Here is a 17,699-nt window from a genome sequence, read left to right as displayed (position 1 = left end):
GATCTTTTTTTTAAATACATGCACGAACTGATTGAAAATAAAGCAAACTATCCGATTTTCTCTTGCCAATCGCCGTCTTGTCATCTATTATTGCGCACATGCCCGGGTGGTGAAATAGGTAGACACAGGGGATTTAAAATCCCCCGCCCACAAAGCGTGCCGGTTCGAGTCCGGCCCCGGGCACCATTTTCAAATATTGAATTTGGTGTTACAAAGAATCCAGCGTAAGCTGGTTTTTTTATGCCTAATTAAAATGAATTTTATGATAAGAATATTATTACTTCTATGTAGCATCCTTTCTATATCCAAGGTTTACGCTACAGATCTTTTTTCCGGCACTATTTCTTTCAAAGATAACAACTGGTACTTTTCACGCTGCTCTATCACCAAAGATGATTACTTAATTAAAGCACCTGAGCAGATCATAGATAAATTCAAAGCATTACAACAAAAACGAGAAACCTATTGGATCAGTTTATTAGCAGATGCCGATTATCAAGAGAATGGTGTTTTAGTTTTAAAAATTAAAGAAATAAACGAAATTCATTCAAAGGCATCTTGTCATTTATTAGATGCATTTGAAAATATTGAGAATCGAGAGTAATCACCACTCTCGATTCACAACCAGCTCTTCCATCTCAAGATCTAAATATCCTGCACCCTGTGCCACCATCATCATTGCCTCAGCAATATAGTCAGCAGCACTATCATCTAGTGAAGAATCCAGATCTTCGAACTGTGGTTTCATTTCATTAATTTCAATAACAGTTTGATGAGCATATCGATAGATATCCTGATCAGCTAAAGCAGACTTTTGAACTTTTTTGGCAAATTGTTCAATTAACTGCTTGAGTTCAGCGACTAAAATATCTGGATAATACTCATCATCAAACATTGGGAGAAGTAAGTCTTCGAACATACAAAAGTTTACACAGCAGCAGAAACCTGCCGCTTATAACATATTTTCAAAATAATAACGACAATTTTCCCTGACTCAATCATCCAATCCATGCAATTAATTAATCATAATCTGATTATAAAAGCCTGTTTCTTCAAGCTTGTTCCATCGCTTTCCAAACGAGAATTGCATCATGCATGGCTTTTACATCATGTGCACGAACAATGGATGCTCCTTGCTGAATACTAAGCAAATGCCCTGTAACGCTTCCTACTGCGCGTTGGTCTGCTGCTACACCCTTTAAAGCTTCACCAATAAAACGTTTACGAGAAAGACCCGATAAAATTGGATAACCCATATCATTAAGTTTCCAAAACTCTTTTAATAGTTTTAAATTTTGCTGTGCATTTTTTGCAAAACCAAATCCCGGATCAATAATAATATTATGCTTTTTCACACCAGCGGCTAGAGCCTCATTAATACGCTGCTGAAGCTCTTGCATCACATCCCATGTAACATCCGTATATTGATCTAGCTGATTCATTGTGGTGGGCTCCCCACGCATATGCATGATCACTACAGGTATATCTAACTCTGCTGCTGTTTTTAATGCATCTGGTCGAGTAAGCGCACGCACATCATTCCAAATATGTGCCCCCGCTTCTTTCGCTGCACGGATGACATCAGGCTGACTTGTATCAATCGATAGAACCACATCATGTTTAGCTAAAGCTTCAACTACAGGAACAACTCGTCGCACCTCTTCTTCTACACTTACTTCAGATGCACCTGGTCGAGTAGATTCTCCGCCAATATCAATAACTGTGGCGCCTTGTTCAATCATATTTAATGCATACGCCACAGCTTGATCTAACTGATTATGCTTTCCACCATCACTAAAAGAGTCTGGTGTGACATTTAAAATGCCCATAACGTGAGGTTGTGATAAATCTAACTGAAGCTTTCCACATTGTAGGATTTGCTGAGGTAAAGGCATTAACTGCATGACAAGCTCCAATTTAATATTCGGCAACATTTTAACAAGTCTCTGCTCGATATACTGTTGATTTCTTTTCGGCTTTGTCTGAAATACACGCATAAAAAAAGAGCCACATGATAGTGGCTCTTTTTTTTAACTGGTTTAGTTCATTGCTGGTAATGGTGGTGGTGTAGATGGACCATCTTTTGGTGGTTCAAATGCAGCCACTGGATTTTCAGCAACATAGACCTTAGGTGGTTGTGGTTCACGACCTTCCATAATGTCACGAATTTGATCACGATCAATGGTTTCCCACTCCATCAAAGCTTTTACCATTGCGTGTGCAATATCTTTATTACCTTCCAAGATATTACGCGCAACTTTATATTGCTCATCAAGAATACGGCGTACTTCTTCATCAACCAACTGTTGAGTTGCTTCAGAAATAGTACGACTACCTACATTTCCAAAGAAACCATTCTGGTTTTCGTCTTCGTAAACCATTACGCCCATTTTGTCAGACATACCGTACTTAGTAACCATTGCACGCGCCATTTTAGTAGCTCGCTCAAAGTCATTTGAAGCACCAGTAGATTGCTGTTGGATAAACACTTCTTCAGCAATACGACCACCAAACAAAATCGCAATTTCGTTTAGCATCTTGTCTTTATAATGACTAATCTGGTCTTGTTCAGGTAACTGCCAAGTTACACCCAAAGCCCAACCACGTGGCATGATTGTTACTTTATGAACAGGATCTGTACCTGGCAAAATCTCTGCAACAATTGCATGACCAGCTTCATGATAAGCAGTAGCACGACGCTCTTCTTCACGTAGAACCATCGACTTACGCTCTGGACCCATGTAGATTTTGTCTTTTGCATCTTCAAAGTCATGCATGTCAACAGTATTCTTATTACGACGTGCAGCAAATAATGCAGCTTCGTTAACAAGGTTTGCCAACTGCGCACCAGAGAAACCTGGTGTACCACGCGCTAAGACTTGCATGTCCACACCCGTGACTGAAGGTAACTTTTTCAAATGTACATTCAGAATTTGCTCACGACCACGAATATCAGGTAAACCAACCATTACTTGACGGTCAAAACGACCCGGACGCAATAATGCTTTATCAAGCACATCAGCACGGTTAGTTGCAGCAATAACAATTACGCCTTCATTACCTTCAAAACCGTCCATCTCTACAAGCATTTGGTTTAAGGTTTGTTCACGCTCATCATGACCACCACCTGTACCTGAACCACGGTGACGACCTACTGCATCAATCTCATCAATAAAGATGATACATGGTGCGTGACGCTTCGCTTGCTCAAACATATCACGGACACGGGACGCACCCACACCCACGAACATTTCTACAAAGTCAGAGCCTGAAATGCTGAAGAAAGGAACCTTGGCTTCACCAGCAATTGCTTTAGCTAATAACGTTTTACCAGTACCCGGCGGGCCAACCATAAGTACGCCACGAGGAATAGTAGCGCCCAAACGTTTGAATTTTGCAGGGTCTTTTAAGAAATCTACAATTTCAACAACTTCTTGTTTTGCTTCATCACAGCCGGCGACGTCAGAAAAATTGAGTTTAATCTGGTCTTCAGAAAGCATTTTTGCCTTTGATTTACCAAAACTCATCGGTCCATTCTTTCCGCCTGCACCACCACCCATGTTACGCATAAAGAACATGAATAACAAAATGATTAACAGTACAGGGAAACTAGCAATGAGAAGTTGCATCAAAATGCCTTGACGTTGTGGAGCGGTTCCCTCTACAACAACATTTTGTTTATTTAAGCTTGGCATAAGCTCAGTGTCTTCAACTTGCGGACGAACAGTTTCAAACTGTGATCCGTTAGTTTTTTCACCATTAATATTTAAACCGTCAATTGTGACTTGCTTAATTTGGCCACTATTCACCGCTGCAACGAAATCTGAATATTTCATCGCAGTAGGCTTATTGCGGTCACTGATATTACTGAAAATTAAAATCAGAACACCAAGTATTATTAGCCACAATACGGCATTCTTGAAGTAATCGCTCAAAGCTTTATTCCCATATCGATCTAATTTGATCATGCCCAATCTTGGCCGATCGTCATAAAAGCAGCAACTGTATTGCTTGCAGATAACCTAAAAGTACAAAATGCACAATTTTTAGGAGCTTGGCAAGTAAACTTTATTGCAATGCTTTCTTACGCCCTTGTCCAATCAAAAAAACCTCTTTAGACCGCGCCCGAGAAGCTGCTGGTTTTGCTGTCTTTAACACATCAAAACTATCAACTACTTGTTTACGAAACTCATCGAATCCTGTGCCCTGGAACACTTTAACAACAAATTGTCCATTAGGACCCAGAACCTTTTGAGCAAAATCTAAAGCCAATTCACATAAGTAAATCTGTCTAGGTTGATCAACGGCCCTATTACCTGATGTATTGGGGGCCATATCAGAAATTACAATGTCTACTTGTCGCCCATTTAAAATATTTAACAATTTTTCAAATACATCTTCTTCTCTAAAGTCGCCTTGTAAGAAAGTGACATCAGGCAAAGCATCCATAGGCAAAATGTCGGAAGCAACCACTAAACCTTTGCTACCAACGAGTTTCCCAGCGATTTGAGACCAACTACCAGGAGCCGCGCCTAAATCCACTACAGTCATGCCTGGCTTGATCAACTTATATTTTTCTTGGATTTCAAGAAGTTTATAGGCTGCTCGAGCACGATATCCTTCCTTTTGTGCTTTTTTTACAAAAGGATCGTCAAGATGTTCCCTCATCCATACACGACTACTTTTCGACAATTTCTGGTTTGTAATGCGTGTTGCCATAACTCACTAAATATCAAAAAAACTTCTGATCGTTCATTGTACGTGAAAATTACTCTCATTACAGTACGGATGTAGCGTAATCTCACTAAGTTTTACAGTTTTTTTCCAATAATGTTGATCGATTATTTATACAGTTTTTCGTACATCTGGATTTAAGTTTTTTGCTATACTAAGCCGTTTTTAAAATCAGGTATTTTTAATGGCCGCTTTATCTATCCATGAACGTAAACGTTTACGTCAAATTGGTCATGTGCTTAATCCGGTTGTCATGATTGGTGGACAAGGCTTAACAGACGCGGTAATCGAAGAAACGCTTCGTGCTTTAAATGACCATGAGCTTATTAAAGTTAAGATTGCTGGTGAAGACCGTGAAGCGCGTACTGCAACAATTGACGCAATTGTAGAAGCAACAGGTGCTCAAGCTGTGCAAAAAATTGGTAAAATTGTTTTGCTTTACAAAAAGGCAGCTAAACAAAACCAGCATTTGTCTAATCTTGTTCGTCACGCTCATCTAGCAAACTAATTTAATTTGACAAACTATGGCAAGTTACGAACTTTCAGCTTTTGATCGTTTTCAAGCTGTTTCCGTTGTTGGCGCAATTGAACAGCAAGCACCCTATACCTTAAATATCGGTTTTTGGATTCGTGATCCAAATCAACTTATTATCTGGCCTCAAGAAGTCGCGGCTCATCCTCGTCAAGATTTTTTGTGGGAAGAAACTTGTTTCGAAATTTTTGTTGGCGTGCATGGTGAAGATTATTATCGGGAAATTAATCTTTCCCCTTCTCAAGCATGGCAGTCATATCAGTTTGAAGAATATCGCTATCCAGAAAGTATACCTCCCCTTGCTGCTTACGATATTGAACTGAATCATCTCAAGCGTACTCACTATGGCTTAAATGTTAGTCTTGATTTAGGACAATTTATGCAACAGCATCGCTTGAAATGGGCAAACCTTTATTTAGGTTTGACTACAGTTTTAAAGACCAAAGAAGGTATGCAGTACTATGCAATGCAGCATAGTGGAAAAAGTGCAGATTTCCATAATAAACGTGACTGGTTACATCAGTTCTAAAAATAAAAAAGCGAGAAATTAATTCTCGCTTTTTTATAGCTGGATCAAAGCAGAGATCATTAATTGTCTCGTGCTTTATTCCAAGCTTCGACTGCATTACTTTTAGTACGCTTAATACTTTCACTTAGAGAATCTTTGTGTTTCAAAGAAATCTGGCTAATATCACCCTTAAGCTCTTTGCTCACTTTCGTTAAATCTTCAATAAGTGCATTAATTTCTGCTTTCAAAGCATTTTTAAGGTCAGACAATCCTTCTTGTGAAGTACTAAATTGAGCTTTAATCACATCCAGACGCTGTAGAATATCTTGTTTAATTTGAACAAATTGATTTTGAATGTTCTTATTTAATTCGTGAGTTTCAGCTTCAATTTTCTCTTGAGTCTCGCTTAAAACTTCTTTGACTTGCTCTTGAGTCTCAGTAATTGCCTCTTTTACCTGAGTTGTTGCTTCTGTAGCAACTTCTTTAACTTGCTCAGTTTTTTCGGCAACAGCTTCTTTTACCTGTGCAGTTTTAGCAGTTACTGTTTTTTTAGCCTTAGTTGTAGTAGCAGCTATGGTTTCTTTCACTTCATTAACCTCAGCTTTTACCGACTCAACTACCGCTTGAGCTTTTTCGCTCACATCTTTTGAAACTTCATTATTGCTCATACTATTTCCTCATATTGTTTATTTTTTAACTAGCAATACAATAAATCTAGTTCCAAGAATTCGCCTTGCAAATTGTTAGACAATTTATCAAAAGTATCTAATTCAGATAAGCGGATATTTTTTGTAAAAAGCAAGCAATGAATTATATTTTTTAGCAAAAAAGAAATAGACTTTAGAGGGTTCCATGCGTATAATGCGCTGTTAAGTTACAAGCGGGCAGACCGATAGGGAGGGCATGTTTTACCAAAACATCGCCGATCTTTTTTGGGTCTACTCGCTTTTTTACAGCCGAAATTCAGGAGCTTTGGTTTGAGCATCCCCGCCATTTTAGCCCTCGCAGATGGAACGATCTTTAAAGGAACGTCAATCGGCGCACCGGGAAGTACGACTGGTGAAGTCGTTTTTAACACAGCCATGACAGGCTATCAAGAAATTTTGACTGACCCAAGTTATGCACAACAAATTGTGACATTAACTTACCCTCATATTGGTAACACTGGTTGCAACTCGGAAGACGTTGAATCTGGCCGTATCCATAAAGTATGGGCGAATGGTTTAATTATTCGTGACCTTCCACTACTACACAGTAATTTCCGTGCTGAGCAGTCATTGAGTGAATATTTGCAAGCGCATAATGTTGTTGCTATCGCAGATATCGATACTCGTAAACTGACTCGTATTTTACGTCAGACTGGCGCCCAAAACGGATGTATCCTTGCTGGCGAAAATATTACAGAAGAAGAAGCAATTGCAAAAGCACGTGCTTTTGGTGGCTTAAACGGTTTAGACCTTGCAAAAGAATGTTGTGATCCAACAGGTTTTGAATGGTCTGAAGGTTCATGGACCTTAGGCAAAGGCTTCTCTCAACCTGAATTAAAATACCATGTAGTTGCATACGATTACGGTGTCAAAACCAACATCTTGCGTATGCTTGCAGACCGCGGTTGCAAACTAACCGTTGTTCCTGCAGAAACTCCGGCTGAAAAAGTATTAGCACTTAATCCGGATGGCGTATTCCTCTCAAATGGTCCTGGCGATCCAGCTGCTTGTGATTACGCGATCGAATCTGTAAAAACTATTGTTGAAACCACAACATTACCTGTATTTGGTATCTGCTTAGGTCACCAAATTCTGGCACTCGCTTCTGGTGCAAAAACTGTAAAAATGAACCATGGTCACCACGGTGCTAACCATCCTGTACAAAATCTTGAAGATGGTACAGTGATGATTACTTCACAGAACCATGGTTTTGCTGTAGATGCAGAAACTTTACCGGCTAACTTAAAAGCAACGCATAAATCATTGTTCGATGGCACCCTACAAGGTATCCACCGTACAGACAAACCAGCTTTCAGCTTCCAAGGTCACCCTGAAGCAAGCCCTGGTCCACATGATTGTGCACCTTTGTTCGATCATTTCATCGAACTTATCGAAGCATCTAAACAGTAATTACGGAGCGAATAATGCCTAAACGTACGGATATTAAAAGCATCTTAATTATTGGTGCTGGCCCGATTGTGATTGGACAAGCATGTGAGTTTGACTACTCAGGTGCTCAAGCGTGTAAAGCACTTCGTGAAGAAGGCTATCGTGTTATTTTGGTTAACTCTAATCCAGCAACCATCATGACAGATCCTTCAATGGCTGATGCAACTTATATTGAGCCGATTACTTGGCAAACAGTTGCACAGATTATTGAAAAAGAACGTCCAGATGCAGTATTACCAACTATGGGTGGTCAAACTGCATTGAACTGTGCCCTCGCACTTGATGAGCACGGCGTTCTTGCTAAATATAATGTTGAATTAATTGGTGCAAGCAAAGAAGCGATTGAGAAAGCCGAAGATCGTAAACTCTTCGATATCGCTATGCGTAAAATTGGCTTGGAATGTCCAAAAGCTGCCATTGCTGAAACAATGGAAGAAGCTTTAACAATCCAGTCGCGCTTTGGTTTTCCTGTAATTATTCGTCCATCATTTACAATGGGTGGTTCGGGCGGTGGTATTGCATATAACCGCGAAGAATTCCTTGAAATTTGTGAACGTGGTTTTGACCTCTCTCCTACTCACCAATTATTGATCGATGAATCTTTAATTGGCTGGAAAGAGTACGAAATGGAAGTTGTTCGTGACAAAAACGACAACTGTATTATCGTATGTGCTATCGAAAACTTCGATCCAATGGGCGTTCACACTGGTGACTCAATTACCGTTGCTCCTGCTCAGACATTAACAGACAAAGAATATCAATTGATGCGTAATGCTTCGGTTGCAGTTCTTCGTGAAATTGGTGTTGAAACAGGTGGTTCTAACGTTCAATTCGGTATTAACCCGAAAGATGGACGTATGGTTGTCATCGAGATGAACCCTCGTGTATCTCGTTCATCTGCTCTTGCTTCTAAAGCAACAGGTTTCCCAATCGCAAAAATCGCAGCAAAACTTGCTGTTGGTTATACCCTTGATGAATTGAAAAATGACATCACTGGTGGCGTGACTCCTGCAAGCTTCGAACCATCGATTGACTATGTTGTAACGAAGATTCCTCGTTTTAACTTCGAGAAATTCCCACAAGCAGAACCTGTATTAACCACTCAGATGAAATCTGTTGGTGAAGTAATGGCTATTGGCCGTAACTTCCAGGAATCTGTACAAAAAGCATTACGTGGTCTTGAAGTTGGTGTAAGCGGTTTTGATGAAAAAATCGAAGCTGGTGCAACAAATGCAAAAGAAACCATCTTAAAAGAGCTTAAAGTTCCAGGCCCTGAGCGTATCTGGTATGTAGCAGATGCTTTCCGTCATGGCTTCTCTTTAGATGAAGTGTTTGAAGCAACCAAAATTGACCGTTGGTTCCTCATCCAAATTCAAGACATCGTTAAAACTGAAGCTGAAGTAAAAGCTTTAGGTTTTGGTGACTTAAACGCTGACAATATCCGTGCTTTCAAACGCAAAGGTTTATCTGACCTGCGTATTGCTGACCTCATGGGTATTTCACAAAAGCAATTCCGTAAACAACGTTGGAATTTGGGTGTTTACCCAGTTTACAAACGTGTTGATACATGTGCTGCCGAGTTTGAATCTGGTACTGCATATATGTATTCAACTTACGATGAAGAGTGTGAGGCAAACCCATCAAATCGTGACAAGATCATGGTGATTGGTGGTGGTCCAAACCGTATTGGTCAAGGTATCGAATTTGACTACTGCTGTGTACACGCTGCATTAGCGATGCGTGAAGATGGTTATGAAACAATCATGGTTAACTGTAACCCTGAAACTGTTTCTACCGACTATGACACATCTGACCGTCTATACTTCGAACCTGTAACACTTGAAGATGTGCTTGAAATTGTACGTACAGAGAAGCCTAAAGGTGTAATCGTACAGTACGGTGGTCAAACTCCTCTTAAATTAGCGCGTGCTTTAGAAGAAGCTGGTACACCAATTATTGGTACATCACCAGATGCAATTGACCGCGCAGAAGACCGTGAACGTTTCCAGCAAATGATCCAACGTTTACAGCTTCGTCAACCAAACAACAGCATTGTAAAATCTGCTGAAGAAGGTATCTCTGAAGCTGCGAAAGTAGGTTATCCGTTAGTTGTTCGCCCATCTTATGTATTAGGTGGTCGTGCAATGGAAATCGTATATAACGAAGAAGAACTTAAACGTTACCTTCGTGAAGCAGTTCAGGCATCTAATGAAGCCCCTGTCCTTCTTGACCGTTTCCTAGATGATGCAACTGAAGTTGATGTTGACTGTGTATCTGACGGTAAAGACGTTGTGATCGGCGGTATTATGCAGCACATTGAACAAGCTGGTATTCACTCAGGTGACTCAGCATGTTCAATTCCTCCTTATTCTTTATCAAAAGAAATTCAGGATGAAATGCGTCGTCAAACTGTTGCGATGGCAAAAGAACTTGGTGTGGTTGGTTTGATGAATGTTCAGTTCGCAGTTAAAGGCGATGATGTTTACATTCTTGAAGTTAACCCACGTGCTTCACGTACAGTTCCATTCGTATCGAAATGTATTGGTGATTCTTTAGCAAAAGTAGCTGCACGCTGTATGGCTGGTCAATCACTTGAATCTCAAGGATTTACTAAAGAAATCATTCCAACACACTTTGCTGTGAAAGAAGCTGTTTTCCCATTCGCTAAATTCCAAGGCGTAGATCCAATGCTTGGACCTGAGATGAAATCTACAGGTGAAGTAATGGGCGTAGGTAAAACATTTGGTGAAGCATTCTATAAAGCTGTTTTAGGCTCAAATGAACGCTTACCAGGTTTACCAACTGAAGGCGAAGTAAAACATGCTTTCTTATCAGTACGTGAATCTGACAAGAAATATATTGCAGATATCGCTAAGAAATTAGCTGCATATGGCTTCAAGCTTATTGCAACAGGTGGTACATACCAAGTGCTTAAAGAAGCAGGTTTAGAATGTGAATCTGTGAATAAAGTAACTGAAGGTCGTCCACATATTGTTGACCGCTTGAAAAATGGTGAAATACACCTTATTGTCAATACCACTGAAGGTAAACAGGCTCAATATGACTCTGCAATGATTCGTCGTGCTGCCCTACAAGGCAAAGTGTATTACACAACGACTATCAATGGTGCAGAAGCTGTTTGCCAAGCCTTTGCTGTGAAATTGCCAATGGATGTATACCGCTTGCAAGATTTAACTGTAGGTTAATTTGTTACCGATAAGTCCCGTCACCTTATCGGTGGCGGGATTTTTTCATTTTTTTTAACTGTGTTTTCTCAAATTAAGAGGGACCAAAATGCAACGCTATCCAATGACCCCTGAAGGTAAAATTGCCTTAGAGAAAGAATTACAACATTTAAAATCTGTTGAACGCCCACGTATTATCCAGGCGATTGCTGAAGCACGTGAGCACGGTGATTTAAAGGAAAATGCTGAATATCATGCTGCTCGTGAACAGCAAGGTTTCTGTGAAGGCCGTATTCAGGATATCGAAGGTAAACTCGGTGCAGTTCAAGAAATTGATGTCAAAACACTTGAGCAAAATGGTCGTGTTGTATTTGGTGTGACTGTCACCATTGAAAACCTGGATACCGAAGAACGTAAGACTTATAAAATTGTAGGCGATGACGAAGCAGATTTTAAAATTAATAAAATCTCTGTGAACTCACCAATCGCACGTGGTCTTTTGAGTAAGAGTGAAGGCGATGAAGTAAAAATCGTGACTCCTCAAGGTGAAGTCGAATATGAAATCGTAAGTGTAGAATATCTCTAAGATAATACACAACTAGCCCCTCTTTATGAGGGGTTTTTATTCAATACCATTGATATATTTTTGGGAAATCACAAATGGATGCTTCTTTAATTAACACCCCAGTTCGTCATTGGTGTGAATTTGAGTTTATTTCCAAAACTGTTAAAAACCCAAATATCCATATTAAAGGTCATTATTCATATTATTCTGCCTATTGGGACCAAGGTTTTGAACGTTGTGTCGTACGTTATTTACATGACAAAGCCTCGACATCTGACAAACCGATTGACCAACTTTATATTGGTAATTTTGTTTGTTTTGGCGCTGAATGCGTAATTATGATGGGTGGTAACCAACTTCATAGACCAGACTGGATTTCGACTTTTCCTTTTGATACGCGTAGCTTTTTAGCTGCTGGTGACACTGTTATTTCTGATGGTTGCTGGATTGGTAGTCGTGCAATGATCATGCAAGGTGTCAAACTTGGTGAAGGTGCAGTGGTTGCGACGGGCGCTGTAGTGACTAAAGATGTTCCACCCTATGCAATTGTAGGTGGTGTGCCTGCGAAAATTATTAAATATCGCTTTCCTCAAGAACAAATCGATAAACTGCTTGCTTTAAAACTTTATGATTTAGATGAGAAGCAAATTTTGAAAATACGTGATTATTTACAAACTGAAGATATAGATGCTTTATCTACACATATAGAAAATTTGCCGAATCTATAAAAGTTTATCTAGAAAAAATTTATTGTTATAAAGTCACAAATGATTACGCGCTTGAATTTAAATCGTCAAAAAATAAGTATAAAGTATTGAATAAATAAACATCATTACAATAAGGAAAACACTCATGTTATATCAACATATTCTTGTACCAATTGACGGTTCTGAAACTTCTATGATCGCCATGAAAGAGGCGATCAAACTGGGAAAAGCGCTAAATAGCAAAATTACGGTTGTACAAGTTATGGCACTTGACCCGTTTATTGCAGATGTATATGTAAAAACGGGTCAAACTAATGAGTTGATTGAACGCACAAGAACCTATTTACTCGATATTTTAGAACAAGCAAAACAAGAATTTACTAATGAAGGCATTACGGTTGAAACTAAGTTATTGGAAGGTTTTGTGGTGCATGAAGAAATTATTCAGGCTGCTCAAGACTTAAATGTTGATCTCATTGTGATGGGTTCACATGGTCGTACTGGTGTCCGAAAACTGGTGCTGGGTAGCGTTGCACAAAAAGTCTTAGGCGAAAGTCATATTCCTGTTTTGATTGTTCGATAACTTCCATATTGCCTATCTTGTTGATCTTAATAATTTAGGCAATTATTTTTAAACAAATAGCCCTTAAGTCAATTTAAGGCTGCCAAGCAAATTGCTTTAAGTTTACTTTACCATTTAACAAATAGATGCCTTCAGCTTCTAGCTTTAACTGTTGAACATTTTCACCCTTTTCATTAAATTTACTTAGGCTAATTTTGCCTTGAGAGTTAATAACGCGATACCAAGGGACTTGATGATCTGCTTCAAGATGTTTCAAAACATAGCCTACCAGCCTCGCATGTTTAGGTAACCCTACCATACGAGCCACCTGCCCATAAGTTGCAACTTTTCCGTAAGGAATCAAAGCAATGACTTCTAAAATCTGCCGATGTAGTTCATACTGAGTTGTCAAAATGGACTCCATAAAAATTGACATTCTTCATATCATATAAAAAAATTTGACTAAAATTAAATGTAATCCAAGGTAGGTTTGAGGGAGATCTGCATGAAAAAAACCATACTGGTAGTGACTGGGACTTTACTATGTGTTTCTTGTACTACTCGCCCCCCAATTCTTCCTTCAAGAGAAGTACCTAAAGTATCTATAGATGGTCGCCCTATTGTTCCAGTCACTTTCGTTTTTACCACTAATTCTCCGGAAGCTGTAAAGTTTGATAATTACCAACAAATGCGCAAAGAAATTAAAATATTAAATAAATATTATGTAGATGATAAAAACAATAAAATCTTTAAGTTCAAATTAAACCGTTATATCTCTTACGAAGATTTTTCAAAATTACATTGCGATTTAAAGCAGCAAATTAATCAGCCCTATCCTATTTCCCTCGAAACGATGCCGACAAGCATAAAGACCTGTTTTCCAAAACGCACAGCAAGTAAAGAAGTCATTATTTTTATTTACGATGCATACTCACCTAAATGGAAATTTGAAGACGTTACAAGCAGAGCTTTTCGCAACAATGGCGAACCCTTTATTTTATTAGACTGGAATCGTTTAAATTATAATATTCAGGCAGGAAGCGTGCATGAAATGGGGCATGTATTTGGTCTAAAACATGTTTGCGCGCCGGATGCTACAAAACGGACTCCAACGAATATTATGGCAAGTGCTGAATGTAAACGCGGTAGTGGTGGATTAAGGAATTTAGGCTTTACACCTGTACAACTTCAAACAATTTTATCGAATTATCAAAGTTATCCTTAAAATATTTTAAAAACCAAGCTCCACATAAAAACCTAATTTATCTTGAGCCAAACTATAATTTTCTTGGGCAAGTAATGAAGTCATATAACTGCTGGCCTTTGAAAAATCTTCCTCATTGACTGGATACGGCTGCCAAAATGTTTTCAAATTATTGGTATAGATCGGATATAAACGCAGTCGATCTTTTGACAAATCTAACCGTGCTATACATCCATATGGTAGAGCATTGTGCTCTGCATACTCACCGTTACTATTAAAAACTGCATTGCCAATACCAAATACTACAGGCTTTTGATGAATAGATTGAATGGGTTGAACAGTGTGCGCGCCATGCCCAATTACAAGGTCGGCCCCAGCTTGGGTTAAAATATTGGCAAGTTTAGTTTGTTCTTTTGTAATAGGTTTAAAATCAACGCCCCAATGACAAATAACAATGACTTTATGGTGAGGATGAGCCAACTTATAACGGCTTATTTGTTCAATTAAAACTCCATTTAGACAAGCCACTCCACTCTTGTACGCTAAAGCGTAAAAATCATAATCTAAATAGGCTGTATCTCTGTGCCAATAGCCATTAAAAATAGCGTAGTGCTTGTTATTAAACGTGATTTCAAAGTAGCTATGGGCATCTTTTTGGTTCAATCCTGCGCCAATATAAGAAATATTGGCCTGATCAAGTTGTTGTAATGTATAAGCTAATCCGCTATCGCCATGATCTTTTAGATGATTATTAGCCAGCACAACATGATTAAGGTGAATATTCTTAAATTCTGCTAATGTTTTTTCAGCCTCAGCTTTAAGAATAAATGGCTTTTTATGCGCTAATGGTGATTGATCTTCTAAAGAAAATACCGCTTCAAAGTTAGCGATATTTAAGTCATTTTTACCTAAAAAAGCTTTTATTTTTTCGAATGAATAGCTGTATCCATATTGTTGTAGAGCATCTTTTTGCCCCTTAGACTTGCGCTTTTCTGTATAGATCTCCCCAAAATAAGTATCTCCCAAAATGTTGATCATGCCACTTTGAGTAGAGCAAACTTTAGGTTTTACGTTCTGCTCTTGAAAGCAGTGATAGTAAGGAACCAAATGTTCAATTCGATGAATATCATCTAAAAATGAAAAGAAACCGACGGTCTGGTTTTCTTCAAAAAACGTGAGATAAGTTTTTCTAAACGAATTAGATAGGTATAAGACCGTTACGACTGATTGAGCCATTAATGGCGTCTGAGGATGATAAGCCTTCCCTTTAAAATCTAGCTCCTTTACAAAGAACAGATTTCTGATTTCAACTGGATAGGTATAAATATTTTTGACTAATAAAAACAAATGCTTTAGCTGATTTCGTGTACCCTCTTTTTTAAAATTTAAGTGATAGATATCAGCTCTTTTTAATAAAGCTAAATATGCTTGCTCATTTGTACCGCAAAGCATATTGCTTAAAGCATTTTTTACATCTGCAGCTTGAGTAAAAATTAAAAATTGTAATAACTCGGTAAAGGTGTAATGTTCAGATGGTTTTAAGCCTAGATTCTGCTGACCAACTTTCTCAAATATGTGTTCAGGCACAACATAGACGTCCTGAGCTTGTAAATTTTTTTTCTGAAATTGCTCTAATGCGTAGTCGATTAGCAGTAGTGTTGAAATATCATCGTCAAATTCGAATTGCCATAAAGCTTCATCAAAACTTGTCGTATCGACATGTGCTAATAACTTGATCTCAACGGGTTGATATTTCATGGCTCATCACCCTTGTAATCTTTTACATAGGCGATATAACCCGACAAATTATGTTCTTGGTCATCAATCCTTACTCGAAAACGGTCATGTCGAATATAAAATGCATGCAAGATTTTATCTGGCCGTGCCATATACATGGCCATTTCCGGATAAAAAAATCCTGTAGTTTGAAAATCTGCTCTAAACTCAATTAGTTTTTGAAGCTCAGACATATAAGATTGCTCAAAAAGTGCTGTGCGTCCCTGCTCTTTTAAACGACTCACCATTTTATAAGCAGCCATTAACATCTCTAACAAAGTTGCATATGTTGTTTTTCGATTTCGAATAAAAATAAAATGTTTTAAATAATTATTTAGACCAAAAATAAAATATTTATCTTCTGGGCATATTTTAGTGAGTTCATTGGTACAATAACTTAACCAATGATCATGATATTTTTCATATCTTTTTTCAATAAAACATTCAAACATTAACTTAACTGTTTCTAATAATCTAGAATCTTGGTTAATTTGGTATAAACGTAATAAAGCTAAAGCAGCTTCCCCATCATAATAAATAATTCTAAATTTTTCTTTTAAATCATAATCTGGAAAATTTAAAACATGAGTTGTTGATCCATTTGAATCTATTAATTTCAAAATACCATTTGCGAGTTTCTCTGCATATTTTTGATAATCAGTTTTTTGAGTAATTTCTTGATATTTTGTTAGCATTAAAATAGCTGCCGCATTGGCACCTAATTTAATTTCCAACTCCCCTTCTTTACCATCAATCATAAAAGCGGTTGATGAATCCTTTTCTTTATAAAAGTTGGTCAGTGCATAGTGAATCGCGGCATGAATTTTAGACCAATATTCAGGCTTATTTTGCATCTCAAATGTTTCTAGTAAGGCATACACCGAGGTACAGTGACGTACCGTATTATAGTTACGAATGTCTCGATCATAGGCAGAAAAATAACCATAAATAAATTTGCCATTTTCTTGAATCTGGCTATGCAGGAATCCCGAATTTTGTTCAATTAGCAGCTTAAAATGCTGTTTCTTATTGTTTGAAATTCCTCTAATACCATTTACATCATAGCGACTTGCTAAATTAATGAATTGCCCATTTTCATAAAATGCTCCGTAGGTATCAAAAGTCCAAATGTCTTGTAACTCTTGTAGTTTAATCTGTGGTTTTGTAGCGTTATATTTTTGCTTAATTGCATAATTCAGATTGATTTCATCAAAGAAGTTCGGCTTGTCGTAGCTCAAGCCTCGAATAATTGCTTTTCCATAGATCTCTTGTTCAAGAAAAGCCACTGAACAGTGTTCATCAAAGCCAATGCCTTTACGATAATGGTTGTTGTGAAATTGATGGTGGACCTGCTGCTCTATTTCCTTCCAAGCTTGTTTCGCTAAATTATATGCGATATCGATTTTTATATAATCAGCAAGTGATGCCTGTGCAAACTGGTCATTAATAAAATCTAATAATTGTTTTTTAGCAGACTCTAAATCTGTTTTCTCACTGTGCCATACGCTACATCTTTGGTCTTTGGGGCCATAAGATAAAAATAAAATAATATCCTGTTTAAGACTCGGAACGTGCTGAACAACTTGTTCTAACCAAAGGTTAAGTTGTCTTTGGAAATTTAAAAATGCCGTCACTCGAATTCAGTCCCTAATTGTTTGTTGTTATATAAAATTTTGAATACATCATAGCATGAACACGCTAAAAGCTAAGTTAACGTATTGTTTAAACATAAAAAAAGAGCCCGAAGGCTCTTTTTTCTATAAGTCGATT

Annotated in this window: 17 protein-coding genes, 1 tRNA gene and 1 pseudogene; 10 read left to right on the top strand and 9 right to left on the bottom strand. The window is 38.1% G+C overall.

The features are described from left to right. Positions 1–100: 100 nt before the first annotated feature. Together ACB088_RS01620 and ACB088_RS01615 are read left to right on the top strand one after the other, a co-directional pair. A tRNA-Leu gene (locus ACB088_RS01620) sits at positions 101–186 on the top strand. A gap of 76 nt (positions 187–262) precedes the next feature. Then, positions 263–604 (top strand): hypothetical protein, encoded by a 342-nt coding sequence (locus ACB088_RS01615; RefSeq protein ID WP_215901092.1) that lies wholly within the window; start codon positions 263–265, stop codon positions 602–604. Here ACB088_RS01615 and ACB088_RS01610 read toward each other — a convergent pair whose 3' ends face one another. The 4 genes from ACB088_RS01610 to rlmE all read right to left on the bottom strand — a co-directional run bounded on the left by ACB088_RS01610 (position 605) and on the right by rlmE (position 4,719). Continuing rightward, on the bottom strand, positions 605–919 hold the full coding sequence (locus ACB088_RS01610) for a DUF5713 family protein (RefSeq protein WP_003650079.1): 315 nt from the start codon (positions 917–919) through the stop codon (positions 605–607). Positions 920–1,052: 133 nt separating this feature from the next. After that, complete coding sequence (folP, locus tag ACB088_RS01605) at positions 1,053–1,904, bottom strand: dihydropteroate synthase (protein ID WP_375037816.1); 852 nt, start codon at positions 1,902–1,904, stop codon at positions 1,053–1,055. A 135-nt stretch (positions 1,905–2,039) separates the two neighbouring features. Beyond that, positions 2,040–3,935 (bottom strand): ATP-dependent zinc metalloprotease FtsH, encoded by a 1,896-nt coding sequence (gene ftsH, locus ACB088_RS01600; RefSeq protein WP_003650077.1) that lies wholly within the window; start codon positions 3,933–3,935, stop codon positions 2,040–2,042. Between the two features lie 133 nt (positions 3,936–4,068). Further along, entirely contained in the window at positions 4,069–4,719 is a 651-nt protein-coding gene (gene rlmE / locus ACB088_RS01595; RefSeq protein WP_005038716.1) for a 23S rRNA (uridine(2552)-2'-O)-methyltransferase RlmE, read from the bottom strand. A 199-nt stretch (positions 4,720–4,918) separates the two neighbouring features. On the opposite strand from rlmE, the gene yhbY reads away from it, so the two are divergent. Together yhbY and ACB088_RS01585 are read left to right on the top strand one after the other, a co-directional pair. After that, positions 4,919–5,242: a ribosome assembly RNA-binding protein YhbY gene (gene yhbY, locus ACB088_RS01590; protein ID WP_003650075.1), complete on the top strand. Its 324-nt coding sequence runs from the start codon at positions 4,919–4,921 to the stop codon at positions 5,240–5,242. A 16-nt stretch (positions 5,243–5,258) separates the two neighbouring features. Beyond that, positions 5,259–5,795 (top strand): DOMON-like domain-containing protein, encoded by a 537-nt coding sequence (locus tag ACB088_RS01585; protein ID WP_003650074.1) that lies wholly within the window; start codon positions 5,259–5,261, stop codon positions 5,793–5,795. A gap of 59 nt (positions 5,796–5,854) precedes the next feature. Here ACB088_RS01585 and ACB088_RS01580 read toward each other — a convergent pair whose 3' ends face one another. Both ACB088_RS01580 and ACB088_RS01575 read right to left on the bottom strand, forming a co-directional pair. After that, the gene (locus tag ACB088_RS01580) at positions 5,855–6,442 is read right to left on the bottom strand and encodes a hypothetical protein (protein ID WP_056481669.1); all 588 of its coding nucleotides are present in this window, start codon (positions 6,440–6,442) and stop codon (positions 5,855–5,857) included. A gap of 29 nt (positions 6,443–6,471) precedes the next feature. Next, positions 6,472–6,628: pseudogene (locus ACB088_RS01575) on the bottom strand (hypothetical protein). A 123-nt stretch (positions 6,629–6,751) separates the two neighbouring features. On the opposite strand from ACB088_RS01575, the gene carA reads away from it, so the two are divergent. The 5 genes from carA to ACB088_RS01550 all read left to right on the top strand — a co-directional run bounded on the left by carA (position 6,752) and on the right by ACB088_RS01550 (position 12,970). Then, positions 6,752–7,891: a glutamine-hydrolyzing carbamoyl-phosphate synthase small subunit gene (gene carA, locus ACB088_RS01570; RefSeq protein WP_045429218.1), complete on the top strand. Its 1,140-nt coding sequence runs from the start codon at positions 6,752–6,754 to the stop codon at positions 7,889–7,891. Positions 7,892–7,905: 14 nt separating this feature from the next. Next, positions 7,906–11,136 carry a carbamoyl-phosphate synthase large subunit gene (carB, locus tag ACB088_RS01565; protein WP_005038712.1) on the top strand — a complete coding sequence of 1,077 codons (3,231 nt, stop codon included), beginning with the start codon at positions 7,906–7,908 and terminating at the stop codon, positions 11,134–11,136. Between the two features lie 88 nt (positions 11,137–11,224). Further along, complete coding sequence (gene greA, locus ACB088_RS01560; RefSeq protein ID WP_003650066.1) at positions 11,225–11,701, top strand: transcription elongation factor GreA; 477 nt, start codon at positions 11,225–11,227, stop codon at positions 11,699–11,701. 74 nt (positions 11,702–11,775) lie between these two features. Continuing rightward, on the top strand, positions 11,776–12,408 hold the full coding sequence (locus ACB088_RS01555; protein WP_375037815.1) for a CatB-related O-acetyltransferase: 633 nt from the start codon (positions 11,776–11,778) through the stop codon (positions 12,406–12,408). A gap of 124 nt (positions 12,409–12,532) precedes the next feature. Then, positions 12,533–12,970 (top strand): universal stress protein, encoded by a 438-nt coding sequence (locus ACB088_RS01550; RefSeq protein WP_375037814.1) that lies wholly within the window; start codon positions 12,533–12,535, stop codon positions 12,968–12,970. A gap of 73 nt (positions 12,971–13,043) precedes the next feature. On the opposite strand, the gene ACB088_RS01545 is transcribed toward ACB088_RS01550, so the two are convergent. Further along, positions 13,044–13,373, bottom strand: a complete 330-nt coding sequence (locus ACB088_RS01545; protein ID WP_375038758.1) for an MGMT family protein — start codon at positions 13,371–13,373, stop codon at positions 13,044–13,046. Positions 13,374–13,454: 81 nt separating this feature from the next. On the opposite strand from ACB088_RS01545, the gene ACB088_RS01540 reads away from it, so the two are divergent. Continuing rightward, complete coding sequence (locus ACB088_RS01540) at positions 13,455–14,174, top strand: metalloprotease (protein WP_375037813.1); 720 nt, start codon at positions 13,455–13,457, stop codon at positions 14,172–14,174. Between the two features lie 6 nt (positions 14,175–14,180). Here ACB088_RS01540 and ACB088_RS01535 read toward each other — a convergent pair whose 3' ends face one another. After that, a complete protein-coding gene (locus ACB088_RS01535) occupies positions 14,181–15,911 on the bottom strand; it encodes a CapA family protein (protein ID WP_375037812.1) in 1,731 nt (576 codons plus the stop codon). Then, the gene (locus ACB088_RS01530) at positions 15,908–17,563 is read right to left on the bottom strand and encodes a poly alpha-glucosyltransferase (RefSeq protein WP_375037811.1); all 1,656 of its coding nucleotides are present in this window, start codon (positions 17,561–17,563) and stop codon (positions 15,908–15,910) included. The genes ACB088_RS01535 and ACB088_RS01530 overlap by 4 nt, the downstream gene beginning before the upstream one ends. Positions 17,564–17,699 lie beyond the last annotated feature (136 nt).

It is taken from the genome of Acinetobacter sp. RW6 (genome assembly GCF_041956835.1).
Classification (GTDB): Bacteria; Pseudomonadota; Gammaproteobacteria; order Pseudomonadales; family Moraxellaceae; genus Acinetobacter; species Acinetobacter calcoaceticus.
The sequence above is the reverse complement of the archived record's forward strand: the minus strand, read 5'-3'. Positions and strand labels throughout refer to the sequence as shown.

Excerpts from the sequence above, each read along its gene's own strand:
- ACB088_RS01615 (WP_215901092.1), top strand. The coding sequence starts at position 263 with ATGATAAGAATATTATTACTTCTATGTAGCATCCTTTCTATATCCAAG.
- ACB088_RS01610 (WP_003650079.1), bottom strand. The coding sequence starts at position 919 with ATGTTCGAAGACTTACTTCTCCCAATGTTTGATGATGAGTATTATCCA.
- folP (WP_375037816.1), bottom strand. The coding sequence starts at position 1,904 with ATGCAGTTAATGCCTTTACCTCAGCAAATCCTACAATGTGGAAAGCTT.
- rlmE (WP_005038716.1), bottom strand. The coding sequence starts at position 4,719 with ATGGCAACACGCATTACAAACCAGAAATTGTCGAAAAGTAGTCGTGTA.
- yhbY (WP_003650075.1), top strand. The coding sequence starts at position 4,919 with ATGGCCGCTTTATCTATCCATGAACGTAAACGTTTACGTCAAATTGGT.
- ACB088_RS01585 (WP_003650074.1), top strand. The coding sequence starts at position 5,259 with ATGGCAAGTTACGAACTTTCAGCTTTTGATCGTTTTCAAGCTGTTTCC.
- ACB088_RS01580 (WP_056481669.1), bottom strand. The coding sequence starts at position 6,442 with ATGAGCAATAATGAAGTTTCAAAAGATGTGAGCGAAAAAGCTCAAGCG.
- carB (WP_005038712.1), top strand. The coding sequence starts at position 7,906 with ATGCCTAAACGTACGGATATTAAAAGCATCTTAATTATTGGTGCTGGC.
- greA (WP_003650066.1), top strand. The coding sequence starts at position 11,225 with ATGCAACGCTATCCAATGACCCCTGAAGGTAAAATTGCCTTAGAGAAA.
- ACB088_RS01555 (WP_375037815.1), top strand. The coding sequence starts at position 11,776 with ATGGATGCTTCTTTAATTAACACCCCAGTTCGTCATTGGTGTGAATTT.
- ACB088_RS01550 (WP_375037814.1), top strand. The coding sequence starts at position 12,533 with ATGTTATATCAACATATTCTTGTACCAATTGACGGTTCTGAAACTTCT.
- ACB088_RS01545 (WP_375038758.1), bottom strand. The coding sequence starts at position 13,373 with ATGGAGTCCATTTTGACAACTCAGTATGAACTACATCGGCAGATTTTA.
- ACB088_RS01540 (WP_375037813.1), top strand. The coding sequence starts at position 13,455 with ATGAAAAAAACCATACTGGTAGTGACTGGGACTTTACTATGTGTTTCT.
- ACB088_RS01535 (WP_375037812.1), bottom strand. The coding sequence starts at position 15,911 with ATGAAATATCAACCCGTTGAGATCAAGTTATTAGCACATGTCGATACG.